The sequence below is a fragment of the Streptomyces echinatus genome, assembly GCF_014203595.1.
Taxonomy (GTDB): Bacteria; Actinomycetota; Actinomycetes; order Streptomycetales; family Streptomycetaceae; genus Streptomyces; species Streptomyces echinatus.
Window position 1 is genome coordinate 23,308 of sequence record NZ_JACHJK010000032.1, and the last position, 14,970, is coordinate 38,277.

13 protein-coding genes are annotated in these 14,970 nt (G+C 72.7%); 4 read left to right on the forward strand and 9 right to left on the reverse strand.

The features are described from left to right. Window positions 1-14 precede the first annotated feature (14 nt). The 3 genes from FHS34_RS40755 to FHS34_RS40765 are packed head-to-tail and all read right to left on the reverse strand — an operon-like array spanning window position 15 to window position 2,155. Complete coding sequence (locus tag FHS34_RS40755; RefSeq protein ID WP_184975657.1) at window positions 15-266, reverse strand: phosphopantetheine-binding protein; 252 nt, start codon at window positions 264-266, stop codon at window positions 15-17. Window positions 267-291: 25 nt separating this feature from the next. Beyond that, window positions 292-1,227: an ACP S-malonyltransferase gene (locus FHS34_RS40760; RefSeq protein WP_184975660.1), complete on the reverse strand. Its 936-nt coding sequence runs from the start codon at window positions 1,225-1,227 to the stop codon at window positions 292-294. Window positions 1,228-1,258: 31 nt separating this feature from the next. Next, a complete protein-coding gene (locus tag FHS34_RS40765; protein WP_184975664.1) occupies window positions 1,259-2,155 on the reverse strand; it encodes a proline iminopeptidase-family hydrolase in 897 nt (298 codons plus the stop codon). 478 nt (window positions 2,156-2,633) lie between these two features. Here FHS34_RS40765 and FHS34_RS40770 point away from each other — a divergent pair, with 478 nt between their 5' ends. The 3 genes from FHS34_RS40770 (at window position 2,634) to FHS34_RS40780 (ending at window position 5,417) form a co-directional block, all read left to right on the forward strand. Further along, the gene (locus FHS34_RS40770) at window positions 2,634-3,866 is read left to right on the forward strand and encodes a cytochrome P450 (protein WP_184975695.1); all 1,233 of its coding nucleotides are present in this window, start codon (window positions 2,634-2,636) and stop codon (window positions 3,864-3,866) included. Window positions 3,867-3,963: 97 nt separating this feature from the next. Further along, entirely contained in the window at window positions 3,964-5,199 is a 1,236-nt protein-coding gene (locus tag FHS34_RS40775) for a cytochrome P450 (protein WP_184975668.1), read from the forward strand. Window positions 5,200-5,225: 26 nt separating this feature from the next. After that, the gene (locus FHS34_RS40780) at window positions 5,226-5,417 is read left to right on the forward strand and encodes a ferredoxin (RefSeq protein ID WP_184975672.1); all 192 of its coding nucleotides are present in this window, start codon (window positions 5,226-5,228) and stop codon (window positions 5,415-5,417) included. Window positions 5,418-5,451: 34 nt separating this feature from the next. On the opposite strand, the gene FHS34_RS40785 is transcribed toward FHS34_RS40780, so the two are convergent. From FHS34_RS40785 to FHS34_RS40805, 5 genes are all read right to left on the reverse strand, one after another. Continuing rightward, window positions 5,452-6,207, reverse strand: a complete 756-nt coding sequence (locus FHS34_RS40785) for a thioesterase II family protein (protein ID WP_184975675.1) — start codon at window positions 6,205-6,207, stop codon at window positions 5,452-5,454. A gap of 109 nt (window positions 6,208-6,316) precedes the next feature. Beyond that, a complete protein-coding gene (locus FHS34_RS40790) occupies window positions 6,317-6,961 on the reverse strand; it encodes a response regulator (RefSeq protein WP_184975678.1) in 645 nt (214 codons plus the stop codon). Next, a complete protein-coding gene (locus FHS34_RS40795; RefSeq protein ID WP_184975681.1) occupies window positions 6,925-8,223 on the reverse strand; it encodes a sensor histidine kinase in 1,299 nt (432 codons plus the stop codon). Before FHS34_RS40795 ends, FHS34_RS40790 begins: the two co-directional genes overlap by 37 nt. 86 nt (window positions 8,224-8,309) lie before the next feature. Further along, on the reverse strand, window positions 8,310-10,820 hold the full coding sequence (locus FHS34_RS40800) for an FtsX-like permease family protein (protein WP_184975684.1): 2,511 nt from the start codon (window positions 10,818-10,820) through the stop codon (window positions 8,310-8,312). Continuing rightward, window positions 10,820-11,623, reverse strand: a complete 804-nt coding sequence (locus tag FHS34_RS40805) for an ABC transporter ATP-binding protein (protein WP_184975686.1) — start codon at window positions 11,621-11,623, stop codon at window positions 10,820-10,822. Before FHS34_RS40805 ends, FHS34_RS40800 begins: the two co-directional genes overlap by 1 nt. A gap of 326 nt (window positions 11,624-11,949) precedes the next feature. On the opposite strand from FHS34_RS40805, the gene FHS34_RS40810 reads away from it, so the two are divergent. Then, the gene (locus FHS34_RS40810) at window positions 11,950-12,204 is read left to right on the forward strand and encodes a hypothetical protein (RefSeq protein ID WP_184975689.1); all 255 of its coding nucleotides are present in this window, start codon (window positions 11,950-11,952) and stop codon (window positions 12,202-12,204) included. Between the two features lie 125 nt (window positions 12,205-12,329). On the opposite strand, the gene FHS34_RS40815 is transcribed toward FHS34_RS40810, so the two are convergent. Next, window positions 12,330-14,970 (reverse strand): alpha/beta fold hydrolase (locus FHS34_RS40815; protein WP_184975692.1); only part of this gene is annotated, 2,641 nt, incomplete at its 5' end.

Consider the following 14,970-nt stretch of genomic DNA (forward strand, 5'->3'; position numbering starts at 1 on the left):
ACGGTGGTCGCCCGTCAGCTCGCGGTGCTCTGCAGCATGCCCCGGACGGTGTCCCACAGCACGCCGGCGGTGCGGAAGGTGTCCATGGTGAGCGCGCTGTCGCGGAAGCGGACCTGGTAGCCCTCCTCCAGCGTGCCGAGGAGCTGGACCGTGCCGAGCGAGTCCAGGCCGAGGTCCTTCAGATCGGACTCCGGCGTCAGCTCCTCCCGGGGCGGAAGGAACGGCAGGAAGGGGCGCAGTATCTGTTCGAACCGGTCGTCCCACATGGGGGCCTCCAGAGGATCGGGCGGGTCAGGCGGCGCGCGAGCGGCGCCGGGGGGTCATCGCCAGCCGCGGCTGCGCGGCGGCGACGTCGAAGTCGCGGACGGTGCGGGGCACCCGGCCGAAGAGGCCGTCGGGCCCGGCGACGCACAGGCGGCGGACGCCGGCCTCCTTGAGGGCCGTGGTGACGCTCGGCCAGCTCATCGGGTGGTCGAAGCCGTCGAGCAGCATGGTGCGCAGTTCCTCGCCGGTGTGCAGCAGCCTGCCGTCCTGGTCGGCGACGACGGGCAGCTCGGGGTCGGTGAAGGAGTAGCGGGACACCACCTCGCGCTCGGCCCGGTCGCGCAGGGGCCGGAACGCCGAGGCGTGCATGGGGGGCCGCATGGTGTACAGCGGGAGGCTGCCGATGGCGCGCAGCCGCTCCTCCATCCAGGGGACCCGGTGCTCGGAGAGGGAGACCATGTGGAAGCCGTCGTCGATGTGGCAGGAGATCTCGTGCCACTCCCCCGCCTCGGTCAGCTCGGCGAGGATCGCGTCGAGTCCCTCGCGCGGGGCGCGGACGAAGGACAGGGTGACGATGTCCCGGTGTTCCTCGGCGAAGTACTCCTCCAGCAGGCGGGCGATCTCGGCGGTCAGGCGGATGGCGTCCGGGAGTTCCAGGGCGCCGGTGTAGGCGATGGCCGCCTTCTCGCCGAAGCTGGGCCCGGCGACGATGCCGGGTGCCACGCCGAGGTGGTCCCGGGCCCAGTGGGCGCAGGCCAGGCAGTTGACGAGGAACGCCACCTGAGCGGCCTCCGAGTAGTCGCCCGGTGAGGTGCGGAAGGCGTCCACGAGGGAGTAGCCCAGTGCCTCGTCGGCGACGGCGACCAGGTCCCGGGCGTAGGGGCTGGCCACCATGAACCTGCCCACCTCGGCGAACGGGACGGGTCCCATGCCGGGGAAGACGAGTGCGGTGTCGTGTGCCATGGCGGGATCCCCTCTCACGGACCCGGGCGGGTCACAGGCTCTTGAGGAAGTCGGTCATCACCTGGCGGAAACGTTCCGGTTCCTCCAGGTGCGGAAGGTGGCTGGACTCCTCGAAGATCTCCCAGCGGGCCCCGGGGATGTGGTCGTGGTAAGGCTGGACGACGGCCGGGGTGGCCTCGTCGTGACGGCCGCTGATCAGCAGGGTCGGGGTGCTGATCCGGTGCAGGTCGTCGACGATCGACCAGTCCTTCAGGGAGCCGATGACGTGGAACTCGTTGGGCCCGTTCATCGCGTAGTAGACGGTCGGGTCGTTGTAGATCTCCATGAAGGAGGACAGGAAGTCGCGGGGCCAGGGCGTCAGGCGGCACACGTGACGGTCGTAGAAGACCCGCATCGCGGCCAGGTACTCCTCGCTGTCGTAGGTGCCGGCCGCCTCGTGCCGCCGCAGGGTCTCCTCCACCTCCGGCGGCAGTCCGGCGCGCAGCCGGGCCATCTCCGCCAGCCAGAGCGGGTACGAGGCGGGCGCGTCGGCGACGACCAGTCCGCGCAGACCGGGCGGGCCGGTCATGGCGTGCCGGGCGCACAGGGGGCCGCCCCAGGACTGGCCGAACAGCACGTAGTCGTCGGCGACACCCAGCCGGCGTACCAGGTTCTCCAGTTCGGCCTCGAACAGCTCGACCGTCCAGAACTCCGCGCCCTTGCCGGGCAGATGGGTCGAGCCGCCGTTGCCGAGCTGGTCGTAGTGGACGACCGGCCAGCCGTCGTCGGCGAGGCGGGCGAGCGGCAGCAGGTAGTCGTGGGTGCTGCCGGGTCCGCCGTGCACGGCGACGACCGCCGGCCGTCCCGCGCCGAGTTCACCGGTCACCCGGTACCAGGTCCGGTACTCCCCGAAGGGGACGGTGCCCTTCGCGCTGGCTTCCGGGGACACGCTGATCACCTCTGCTCGGCTGCGGGACGCGGCGGCGGCCGGGGGAAGGGGGATGCCGCCCGCCGGGACCGGAGAGCCGGTGCTGAGAGCGCTCCGCACCGTGGTCCGCAGCCGACGCTAACCGGCCCCGCGCCGCCACCAGACCCCTAACCGCCCCTAGCCGGGTCCGGACCGGCAGGGGCCCCCGGGCCGCGCCCTCGTGTGCGCGGCCCGGCGGGCCCGGACCGGAAGAGACCGCCCGGGGGGCGCGTGCTCACGCGTGCGGCCGTCGCCGGGTTCCCTCCGTGGCCGGCACCGGCAGGGGGCGTACCGCGCCGCCGGGCCGGACGTGCCTCCTCGCCTTAGGGGCGCCTAGGGGTTGGGGGCCTCGGCCGGGGCTGCCTAGCGTGCGGGGGACGGCCGACAGCGCCGCACCGGCGCCGAGCCCGGACCCGCTCCGATGCCGGCGCGTCCCGTTCCCCTGCGCGAAGAGGTCATGATGACTGCACCTGCCGGACCGGCCGACGAAACCGCGCCGCCGGAGTTCCCGATGCGGCGGGCCTGCCCCTTCAGCCCGCCGGCCGCCTACGCCGAGCTGCGCGAGACCGAGCCGGTCTCCCGGGCGCGGCTGAAGGTCGACGGCAAGCCCGCCTGGCTGGTCACCCGGCACGACCTGTACAAGAAGCTGCTGGGGGACGACCGGGTGAGCGCGAACCTGAAGCTGCCCGGCTATCCCCTGCAGGTGCCGGTCCCTCAGGAGACCCTCCAGTCGGTGCCGCTGACCTTCCTGTCCATGGACCCGCCGGACCACACGGTGCAACGCCGCATGCTGGCACCGGAGTTCAGCGTCCGGCGGATGCGGGAGCTGCGCGGCCGGGTACAGCAGATCGTGGACCAGCAGATCGACCAGATGCTCGCCAAGGGCGCCGCCGGTCCGGTCGACCTGGTCACCGCCTTCGCCCTGCCGGTGCCGTCCTTCGTCATCTGCGAACTGCTCGGCGTCCCCTACGAGGACCACGGCCGGTTCGAGGAGTGGGCGTGGGCGATCATGAACCACGACATCAGCGAGGAGGACCGCGGCCGCGCCCACTACGAGCTGGACCGGTACGTGGACGGGCTGGTCACGGCCAAGGAGAGCGAGCCGGGCGACGACATGATCAGCCGGCTGATCGAGTTCAACCGCCGGACGCCCGCCGTGGAGCACTCCGACATCGTCAGCATGTCCAAGCTGATGCTGGTCACCGGGCACGAGACGACGGCCAACATGATCGCCCTGGGTGTGCTGGCCCTGCTGGAGCACCCCGGTCAGCTCGCCGCACTCCGCGCGGAGCCCGAGCTGATGCCGAAGGCGGTGGAGGAACTGTTGCGCTTCTTCTCCATCTCCGACGCCGGCACCGCGCGGGTCGCCCTGGAGGACATCGAGCTGGGCGGGGTGACCATCCGGGCCGGCGAGGGCATCCTGCCGCTGAACAACGCGGCCAACCACGACGAGCGCGTGTTCCCCGACCCCGACCGGCTGGACGTGCGGCGCGAGGCCCGCAGCCACCTGGCGTTCGGCTACGGCGTCCACCAGTGCATCGGCCAGAACCTGGCGCGTCTGGAGCTGGAGGTCGTGTACTCGACGCTGCTCCGGCGCGTCCCGACGCTGCGCCTGGCCACCCCGGTCGAGGAGCTGCGGTTCAAGGACGACGCGATCGTCTACGGCCTGTACGAGCTGCCCGTCACCTGGTGACGGCGGACACCGCCGCACGCCGCCCACGGCCCTTGTTTCCGTCACCGGCACCGATGTCACCGGCATCGGCGTCACCGACACCGTTCGAAAGGCAGCCATGACCCAGTCCGCCGACACCGCGCCCCAGGCGGGATCGCCGCTTCCGCAGTTCCCGATGCGGCGCACCTGTCCGTTCAGCGAGCCGCCCGAGTACGCCGGGATGCGCGCGGACCACCCCGTCTCGCGCGCCGCCCTGAAGGTGAACGGCAAGCCGGCCTGGCTGGTCACCCGGCATGAGCACGTCCGCCAGGTGCTGGGCGACAGCCGGGTGAGCTCCGACCTGAAACGGCCGGGCTACCCGCACCAGTTCCACATCCCCGAGGAGATGCTGGCGCAGGTCCGGCTGATGATGCTCAATATGGACCCCCCGGAGCACTCCGCCCAGCGGCGCATGCTCATCCCGGAGTTCACCGCGCGGCGGGTGAGAGAGATGCGCCCGCGCATTCAGCAGATCGTCGACGAGCACGTCGACGCGATGCTGGCGGCGGGCGGTCCGGTGGACCTGGTCACCGCCCTCGCGCTGCCGGTGCCGTCCCTCGTCATCTGCGAGCTGCTCGGCGTCCCCTACGAGGACCACGCCCGGTTCGAGGAGTGGTCGGCGGCGATGATGAACCACGATCTGAGCCCGGCGGAGTACGGGGCCGCGGTGCAGGCCCTGGACATGTACCTCGACGAGCTCGTCACCCGCAAGGAGAACGAGCCGGGCGACGACCTCATCAGCCGGTTCCTGGAGAAGAACCGCGCGGAGCGGGTCGCCGACCATGCCGACGTGGTGACGATGGCGCGGCTGATGCTGGTCGGGGGCCATGAGACCACGGCCAACATGATCGCCCTCGGGGTGCTGGCCCTGCTGCGGCACCCCGAGCAGACGGCCGAGCTGCGGGCCGACCCCGCGCTCCTGCCGAACGCCATCGAGGAGTTGCTCCGGGTCTTCTCCATCTCCGACTCGGGCACGGCTCGGGTGGCGGTGGAGGACATCGAGGTCGGCGGGGTCACCATCCGCGCCGGCGAGGGCATCCTCGCCCTCAACAACGCCGCGGACCACGACGAGTCCGTGTTCCCGGACCCGGGCACCCTGGACATCCACCGCAAGGAGGCCCGCAGCCACCTGGCCTTCGGCTACGGCATCCACCAGTGCATCGGCGCCAACCTCGCCCGGGTGGAGCTGGAGACCGTCTACGGCACGCTGCTGCGCCGCGTCCCCGGCCTCCGGCTGGCGGTCGCACCGGACGAGCTGCGCTTCAAGGACGACGCCATGGTCTACGGCGTCTACGAACTCCCCGTCACCTGGTGACGTCCGACCCGAACGGAGTCCCTCTCATGCGTGTCACCACCGAACGCGACCGGTGCGTGGGCTCCGGCCAGTGCGCGCTGCTCAGCCCCGAGGTGTTCGACCAGGACGACGAGGGACTGGTCGTCGTCCTGGTCGAGCAGCCGGCCGAGGCACAGCGCGAGGAGGTGCTGCGGGCCGCCGACCTGTGCCCGGCGCGCACCATCCGCGTGCACGACTGAGTCCCGCGGCCGCATCCGGTGACGAGGCCCGCCGTCAGGCCCGGACCGCCTTCTCCACGAGGAGTTCGAGGATCTGCTTCTGATGGGTGGTCAGATAGAAGTGGCCGCCCTCGAAGACGTGGAACTCGGACGACGTGTCCGTGTGGCGCGACCAGGCGCGGGCCTCGTCCAGGGTGACCTTGGGGTCGTCGTCGCCCACCAGGCTGACGACGGGGCAGCTCAGGTTCGGGCCCGGTTCGTAGACGTAGGTCTCGGCGGCCCGGTAGTCGGCGCGGATCGCGGGCAGCGCCATGCGGATCAGTTCGTCGTCGTCGAGGATCGCCGAGTCCGTGCCGCTCAGGTGCCGCATCTCCGCGATGAGTCCGTCGTCGTCGCGCAGGTGGACGGACTCGTCGCGGGGGCAGGTGGGGGCCCGGCGTGCGGAGACGAACAGGGCCCGCAGGACGACGCCGTGGTCGCGTTCCAGCCGGCGGGCGACCTCGAAGCCCAGGGTCGCCCCCATGCTGTGGCCGAAGAAGAGCAGGGGCCGGTCCGCCCAGGGCAGGAGCACCGAGGTGACCTGGTCGGCGAGTTCGCCGATGCTCGTGGCGCACGGCTCGTGGCGGCGGTCCTGCCGGCCCGGGTACTGCACGGCGAGCACGTCGACGGAGTCCGGCATGCCCGCCGACACGGGACGGTAGAAGGTCGCCGAGCCACCCGCGTGGGGCAGGCACACCAGCCTGGCCGCCGCGTCCGGACGGGGGTGGTAGCGGCGTATCCAGAGACGGTCGTGCTCGGCGGGCGTGGTCATGGGGCGGACGTTCCCTTCCTGGCGGTGGCCGCGCGGGCGCGGGCGGGTTCCAGCAGTCTCACGCGCGGCGGGCGCGGCTGACCACCCCTAATCGCCCCAGCGGGCGTGCTCAGGCGTTGAGGTAGGCGAGCACCGCCAGCACCCGGCGGTTGCTGTCGCTCGACGGAGGCAGCATCAGCTTGGTGAAGATGTTGGAGATATGTTTCGCGGCGGCGCCCTCGGTGACGGTCAGCCGCTGGGCGATCGCCGTGTTCGAACAGCCCTCGGCCATGAGCTCCAGCACCTCGCGTTCACGCGCGGTGAGCGCGGCCAGCGGTTCGTCCCGGGCGTGACTGGTCATCAACTGCGCGACCACGGCAGGGTCCATGGCCGTTCCGCCGGCCGCGACCCGGCGCACGGCGTCGATGAACTGCTCGTCGTCCAGGACGCTGTCCTTCAGCAGGTAGCCGATGCCGCCGGTGCCGTCGGCCAGCAGCTCGCGGGCGTACATCTGCTCGACGTGCTGGGAGAGGACGAGGATCGGCAGGCCGGGCTGCTCACGGCGGGCGCGCAGCGCGGCCTGCAGGCCCTCGGTGGTGAAGGTCGGCGGCAGCCGTACGTCGACGACGGCCACGTCGGGCCGGTGCTCGGCGATCGCGGCGGCGAGATCCGTGCCGTTGTCGACGGCCGCGACCACCTCGAACTCGTACGCCTCCAGCAGTTGGATGATCCCCTGCCTCAGGAGGAAGAGGTCTTCGGCGAGGACAACGCGCACGGCAGCTCCATCTCGATCACGGTCGGACCGCCCGGAGGACTGTCGATCTCCAGGACCCCGTCAAAGGATGCCAGCCGCCGTCGGATGCCCTCCAGACCGCTCCCGGCCGACACGTCGGCGCCGCCGCGGCCGTCGTCGGTGACACGGGCGCGCAGGATGTCGTCCTCGCGCCAGGCGACGACCTCGACGCGCTGGGCGTCGGCGTGCTTGAGGGCGTTGGCGAGCAGCTCCGACACCGCGAAGTAGACGGCGGACTCCACCGGGTCGGGCAGCCTGCCGGGCAGGTCCACCACCGTGGTGACCTGCAAGGGGCTGGCCAGGCCCAGGGCGCGCAGGGCGTCGGCGAGGCCCCGTTCCGCGAGGACCGGCGGATGGATGCCGTGGACCAGGTCCCGCAGTTCGCGCAGGGCCTGCACGGAGGAGCCGCGGGCCTGTCGCAGCAGGCGTCGCGCCTCCTCGGGGTCCTGGCTCATCTTGCGGTCCACGGCGCCGAGTTGCAGACCGAGGCTGACCAGCCGGGCCTGCGCGCCGTCGTGCAGGTCGCGTTCGATGCGGCGCAGTTCGGCGGCCTGGATGTCGAGGGCGCCGGACCGGGTCTCGGACAAGTGCTGGACCCGGGACGCCAGTTGGGACTGGCGGGTCGGGCCGAGCAGGAAGCGGACGAAGTGGGCGTACCCCTTGAGCACCGGCGGGGCGAGGAGGACCCAGCCGGTGAGCACGACGAGCGCGAGCAGTGCCGCGGCCAGCGCGGCCGGCCAGCTGTCGACCGTGACGAACGCGTACCAGCGTCCCTGGCCTCCGTCGGCGATGGGCCGCCACAGGCCGCAGGCCAGGAACAGGCCCTCCCCCGCGTAGTAGAGCAGGGCGGCCGGTACGAAACCGACGAGGCCCACGACGCAGTTGAGCAGCAGCCAGAGCAGGTCCCGCCAGGTGGCGGGGTCGGCGAGGATCCACTTGCAGCGGCGCATCCAGCCGACGATGTCCTTCTCGATCTCCTCCGGTTCGGGCCGGTAGGGGCGTTCCACCGGTACGCCGGAGCGCGCGGCCGCGCGCCGGCTGAGGTCGCACAGCCCCCGTACGGCCCGGGTGCAGTAGGGCAGCGCGAGGAAGCCGATGCCGATCACGGCGATGATGACGAAGTAGGCCGTGGTGACGAAGAGAACGACCGACAGCAGGGCTCCGGTGGCGACGGCCACGCCGACCAGGGTGTCCGCAGTGGCCCGGCCGACCCGGCCGCGCCATGTGACCGGCACAGTCTTCATGCCCTCATGTTCCCATTGCCCGTCGCCGGTCGTGGAGGGGCCGCCCCCGCCCGGGGGAAGCGGGGACGGCCCGGCCAGGGGGTGGCTCACGCGGCCTTCACCGTGTCCACGGCGGGGGTGCGCATGCCGCGCCAGGAGGGCAGCAGCGTGGCGCCGAACACCAGCAGCAGCGACCCGCCGACGATGGCGAGGTAGGTGCCGATAGACCCGGAGGGCAGATACGAATCGCTCTTGACGAGGCTGTAGGGGACGATGGTCGTCGCGGAGGCGAGGGTGCCGAGGACGGTGGCGACGACGGCGATGAGCACGCCCTCGACGGTCAGCATGCCGAGCACCTGGGCGCGGGTCGCGCCGGTGAGCCGCTGCAGGCCGAACTCCGCCCGCCGTTTCCGGGTGACCGACACCAGGGTGTTGACGACGGTGATCGCGGCGTATCCCACGATCATGGCGACGATGGTGTAGTTGGCGGACACCAGGATCTGCTGGATCTGGTTGTTCCGGCCGGCCAGCGAGGAGCTGTCGTCCAGTTCGGTGCCGGGCACCCGGTCGGCCAGTGCGGCGAGACGGCGGTGCACCTCGGCGCCGCTTCCGCCGGCGGCGCGGACGAGGATCTGGTGCGGCAGCCCGTCCCCGGTGTGCGGCGCGAGGGCCGTCGCGGGCAGCGTCAGGTACTGCTGCTTGGGGTTGTCCGTGTAGAGGGCCACGACGGTGGGGCGTACGGCGGTGCCGTCGCCGAGGTGCATGGGCAGCCGGTCGCCGACCTTCACCCCGTACTCGCGGGCCTTCTTGTCGGAGAGGGCCACGGTGTCCCCGCGCAGGCCGGTGAGGGAGCCGGCGACGACGGGCAGGTCGAGGCTCTGCCGGACGCCCTCGGCGGACACGCCGCGCAGGTCGGTCTGGGCCGGGCCGCCGGGGCGGTCCACGAAGCCGCGGCTGGTGACGAACTCGGAGGCCGCGGCCACACCGGGCGTGGCGCGCACCCGGTCGACGACGCCGGGTGCGAATCCGCCGGTCGTGGAGTCCAGGACGTAGTCGGCGAGGATGTTGCGGTCGTAGGAGGTCCGGGAGACGTGGTCCTCGGTGGACTGCATGTACAGGGTGCCGGTGGCGATGCCGATGAGCAGCACGATCGGGGCCACGGCGCCGGCCATGCGGACGTTGGCGGTGGCCGCGTTGCGCAGCGCGAGTTGCCCGGAGAGCCCGGAGAAGGCGCGTACGGGCAGCCGCAGCAGCGCCACCATGACCTTGGTGATGCCGGGGGCGAGCAGGGCGAGGCCGATGCAGAAGAGCACGGAGGCGGGGCCCGCGGTGCTGGCGAGGGTGGGGCCGTCCTCCATCACCGTGGCGGTGGCGACGGCCAGACCGATGCCGTTGGCGAGGAAGAACAGCGCCAGCAGCAGCCGGGGCACGCTGAACCAGCGGGTACCTGCGGTGGATTCGGCCAGGGCGGCGACCGGTTCGGTGCGGGCCGCGCGCCGGCCGGCGAAGCGGGTGGCGCCCGCCGCGGCCAGGACGGTGACGACCGCTCCGACGGCCATCGGGATCCAGCCGGCGTGGTAGACGATGGCCGGCGACACCACGCCGCTGGAGGTCAGCACGCCGAACAGCAGCCGTCCGACGGCGTATCCGGGCAGCAGGGCGAGCAGTACGGAAGCGGCCGACAGTACGGCCGTCTCGCTGAGGATCATCCGGCGCAGCTGTTTCGGGGTGGAGCCGACGGCGCGCAACAGGGCCATCTCGCGGGCGCGCTGCTGCAGGGACAGCCCGAGGGTGGAGGCGACGCCGAACATGACGATCAGCACGACGGAGGAGCCGAAGACGGCCGCGAGGATGACGACGGTGCGGCGGCTGGAGAGGGTGCCGGGCAGCTCGGCCAGGCCCCGGCGCTCGCCGGTGAGCACCTCGGCCCGGTCGCCGACGGCGGAGCGCACCGCGTCGGCGACGCCGGCGACGCTGGTGCCGGGTGCGGGCAGGACGCCGATGGAGTCGATCCGGCCGCCGGCCAGGCGGCGGGCCTCGTCGTCGGTGAAGAACACGGCGGCGTCGGGGTTGCGGTCGCCCCGCTGCTCGGCGATGCCGGCGACCCGGTACCGCCGGGCGGTGCCCTGGACGACGATGTCGACGGTGGACCCGGGACGGGCGCCGGCGCGCCGTGCGAGTCCCGAGTCGAGGACGACCTCGCCGCCGGCGGCGGGGGATCCACCGGCGGCGAGGGTATAAGGGGTGAGCCGGGCGCCGGCCCAGCCGTGGCCGTACGAGGCGGACTTGCCGGTCAGCGGCTTGCCGTCGTGGAGGACGGTGGCCGGGAACGACACGTCGGGGACGGCCGTGCGCACGCCGTCGGCCCTGGCGACCGTGCCGACCAGACCGGGGTCGATGCGGTGGCGCTCGGTCAGGGCGGTGGAGTCGTAGGTCTGTTCACCGGTGACGACGACCGGGGCGCCCTGGAGGCGCTGCGGGTCGGCCGCCATGCGGACGCCCGTCTCCATCAGGCCGCCGCAGCCGATGACGATCGCGGCGCCGAGGAACATGGCGAGGAAGGTCGCGACGAAGCTCGTCCTGCGGAACTTCAGGGTGCGCAGTGCCAGGCGCCACATCAGTGCCGTCCTCCCGAGTGCTGCGGCATGGTCTGCCGGTGGGCGTCGTCCTCCCAGGCACCGAGCCTGGTCATCCGGGCGGCGACCGCGTCGGCCGTCGGCCGGAGCAGTTCGCCGGCGAAGGCGCCGTCGGCGAGGAAGACCACGCGGTCGGCGTAGGAGGCGGCCACCGGGTCGTGAGTGACCATGACCAGCGTCTGCCGGGCGGTGTCGACGGACTCGCGCAGCAGGCCGAGCACGGACGCGGCGGTGCGGGTGTCGAGGGCGCCGGTCGGCTCGTCGGCGAAGACCACGGCGGGGCGGGTCACCAGGGCGCGGGCGATGGCGACGCGCTGCTGCTGGCCGCCGGACAGCTGGGACGGCAGGTGGCCGAGCCGCTCGGCCAGGCCCACGCGCTGCACCACGTTGCGGATCAGGCCCTTGTCGGGCCGCTGCCCGGCCAGTTGCAGCGGCAGGGTGATGTTCTGCATGACCGTGAGCGCGGGCAGCAGGTTGAAGGACTGGAAGATGAAGCCGATCCGGTCGCGGCGCAGCTTGGTCAGCCGGGTGTCGTCCAGGCCGGCGAGGTCGGTGCCGCCGACGGTGACCGTGCCGGAGCTGGGCGGGACCAGTCCCGCGGCGCAGTGCAGGAAGGTGCTCTTGCCCGATCCGGACGGGCCCATCACGGCGGTGAAGGTGCCGTCGGCGAAGCTCATGGTGAGCCCGCGGAGCGCGGCGACCTGGCTGTCTCCCCCGCCATAGGTCTTCGACACGGCGTCCAGCCGTACCGCCTCCGCCCGGCGGCGGTTCTGTGAAGTGTGCACTCGGGCTCCCCTATGAGATAACGCGCTTCTCACGCGGTGTCTGCGGACCACATTAGGAACGGCGCGGGCAGGGCGCATTGGCATTGTCCGGCCGGTTCGAGGTAGAGGTTTCTCTACCTCGCGGGGGCAGGTTTCGGCACGAGCCCGGCGAACTTACACGGACCCGATGTCAAGGGCGCGGAAACTTCCCTCGCCCGGATATCTGACACCACCCTGTCCGAATACCTGACTCCCCTTCGAACGGTTCGGTTAGCACCCGTGCCGTCCGGCGTGTTGGCGGGTACCGTCGGAGATGACGGAAAAATCTTCGGAAGATGGGAAGTCGCATGGCCAGGAGGCCTGACCCCGAGCTGACCGCGCAGGTCCGGCCCGACGGATATCTGGAGCTGTTCTCCCGGCGTACCGGCAAGCGGCACCGGTGCGGCCCACGCGGCACGACGATGTGGCTGGCGCTCCAGCGCAGCGGCTGGGAACCCGAATTGGCTGCGGATGAAATCTCCGTGCAATTAGGTATCGATCCGGACAGTATCCGCTGCGATATCGAAGCGTGGTTGGCGCATTTCCGCGAAGCGGGCAAGTGAAAGAAGCCGCAGGGCGCGGACGGCCTTTCGCCCGCCGCGCCCCGCGGCACGTCCGGCACCGACGCCGTGCCGTCGGTGCCGCCACCGGTTCCCCGCTCCGCCGAGTCCGTTCCGGCGCCGCGGTGTCAGCCTGCCGCCGCTCGCGGCAGCCACGCCTCGACCGCCGCGGCCGTGGCCTCCGCGAACTCCTCCAGCATCGTGAAGTGCGTCCCGGGCACGTCGGCGGGCTCGTGCTCCGCCGGCCAGGACGCCCGCCAGTCGCCGGTGCCGGCGCCGGTGGCGAAGGACTCCTCGGGCCGCACGAACAGCACCGGCGCCGCCAGGGCGCCCGGCGGGCAGTGCTGGATGAGGTCGCTGTAGCGGCTCATCGCGGCGAGCCGGGCGGTGCCGAAGCCGCCGAGGGACGACTCACGGTCCAGCATGCCGTCGAACATCTGCCGCCACAGCTCGTCCTTGCCGTCGTCCCCGGGCAGATAGGTGTCCAGCAGCACCACGCCCGAGGCGGGCCGGCCCGCCTTCTCCATGACCTCGGCCGCCGCGTGGGCGAACTGGCCGCCGGAGGAGTAGCCGACGAGCACGTACGGCTTTCCGTCCGGGCAGCACCGGCGGATGCCCTCCACGACCACCTCCACCACCGCGTCCACGGTGAGCGGCAGCGCCTCACCGGGGCCGAAACCGGGTACCGCGGGCACCAGGACGTCCCGGCGGTTGCGGAAGTGCCGGGCGAAGCGGGCGTACTGGTGTGCGCCGCCGAGTGCCATCGGCGAGGGCAGGCAGACGAGCCGCGGGGTGGTGTCGCCGCCGGCCAGCCGCACCGGGTCGGCGACGCCGTCGAGTTCGGTCCGGGAGGAGAAGCCGGGGAGGATCCCGGCGACGGTGCGCAGCAGTTCGACGGCCTGTGCCATCCGCCCGTCGGCCGCCGCGCGCCGCACCAGCCCGCTGACCGACTCGAGGTCGCCGGCGCCGTCCGGGTCCGGGGCACCGCCGGCCAGTCGTCCGCGCAGGGCGGTGGCGAGCGCGGCCGGGGTGCGGTGGTCGAAGACGGCACCGGCCGGCAGGGCGGTGCCCAGGGCGCTGCCGAGGGAGCCGCGCAGCTCGGCGGCGGAGACGGAGTCCATGCCGATCTCCAGGAAGACCGCGTCGGGCTCGACGGCCTCGGGTCCCGGGTGGCCGAGGATCGCCGCGGTGCGGGCCCGGACCAGGTCCGTCAGCAGTTCCTCCTGCTCGGCCTCCGGGAGGCCGGCCAGCCGCTGCCGCAACGGCTCGGCGCCGACGGGTTCGTGAGCTCCGGCGGGCGCCGGACCAGCGAGCGGTCCGGCGGTGAGGGCCACGTCCGCGGTCAGCCAGTACCGCTCCCGCTGGAAGGCGTAGGTGGGCAGTTCGGCGCGGGCCGTGCCGGGGAAGAGCGCGGCCCAGTCGGGGGCGAGGCCGTCGGCGTACAGGCGGGCGAGGCCGGAGGCGAGGGTGGCGGGCTCGCTGCCGTGGCGCCGGCCGAGGGCGACGAAGACGGCACCGTCGCCTTCCGCGCAGTCGCGGGCCAGGCCGGTCAGGACGGCGTCGGGGCCGAGTTCGACGAAACGGCCGACGCCGGCGGAGGTGAGGGCGGCGACGGCGTCGGCGAACCGGACCGTCTCCCGCACATGCCGCACCCAGTAGCCGGGGTCACGCAGCTGCTCGTCCGCCGCGGGGCGGCCGGTGAGCGTGGACACCAGCGGAATGTCCGGCCGGTTGAATGTCAGCTTTTCCGCGACGGTCCGGAATTCTTCGAGCATGCCGTCCATCAGAGGTGAATGGAAAGCGTGCGAAACGGCGAGCCGTCTGGTCTTGGCGAATTCACCGGCGACGGCGAGCACCGCCTCCTCCTCGCCCGAAATCACCACGGAAGAGGGGCCGTTGACCGCGGCCAGTCCGACGCGGTCGTCCAGCAGCGGCCGTATCTCGTTCTCGGTGGCCTGGACGGCGACCATCGCGCCGCCTTCCGGCAGGGCCTGCATGAGCCGGCCGCGGGCGGCGACCAGCGTGCAGGCGTCGTCCAGGCCGAGGACACCCGCCACATGTGCGGCGGCGAGTTCCCCCACGGAGTGCCCCGCCAGCAGGTCGGGCCGCACGCCGAAGGACTCCAGCAGCCGGAACATGGCCACCTCGAAGGCGAACAGTGCCGTCTGCGCGTACCGCGTGCGGTGGACGGCGTCGGCGTCGTCGCCCGCCAGCAGGCCGGCCAGATCCAGGCCCATGCGTTCGTCGATCGCGTCGAAGGCCTCGGCGAACACCGTGTAGCGGGAGCGCAGTTCGAGGCCCATGCCGAGGCGCTGGGCGCCCTGGCCGGTGAACAGGAACGCCGTACGGGACCCGGAGCGGGCGCGGCCGGCCGTGACCGTCGGGGTGGGTGCCCCGGTGGCGAGGGCGCGCAGACCGGCCAGCAGCCGGTCCCGGTCCGCGCCGGTGACGGCCGCGCGGTGGTCGAAGGCGGTGCGGCGGGTGCCGAGTGCCCGGGCGACGGCCGCCGGGTGCAGCTCGGGCCGGTCCGCCAGGAACGTGTGCAGCCGTTCGGCCTGCCCGGGGAGGGCCTGAGCGGAACGGGCGGACAGGGGCCACACGACCGCCGGGGCGTCGGGTTCGGTGCCGGTGGGCGGCAGGTCCCGCGCGGGTGCCTCCTCGATGATGGTGTGGGCGTTGGTGCCGCTGATGCCGAAGGAGGAGACGCCGGCCCGGCGCGGGCGGTCCGTGGCCGGCCAGGCCCGTTCCTCCGTCAGCAGCCGCACGTTC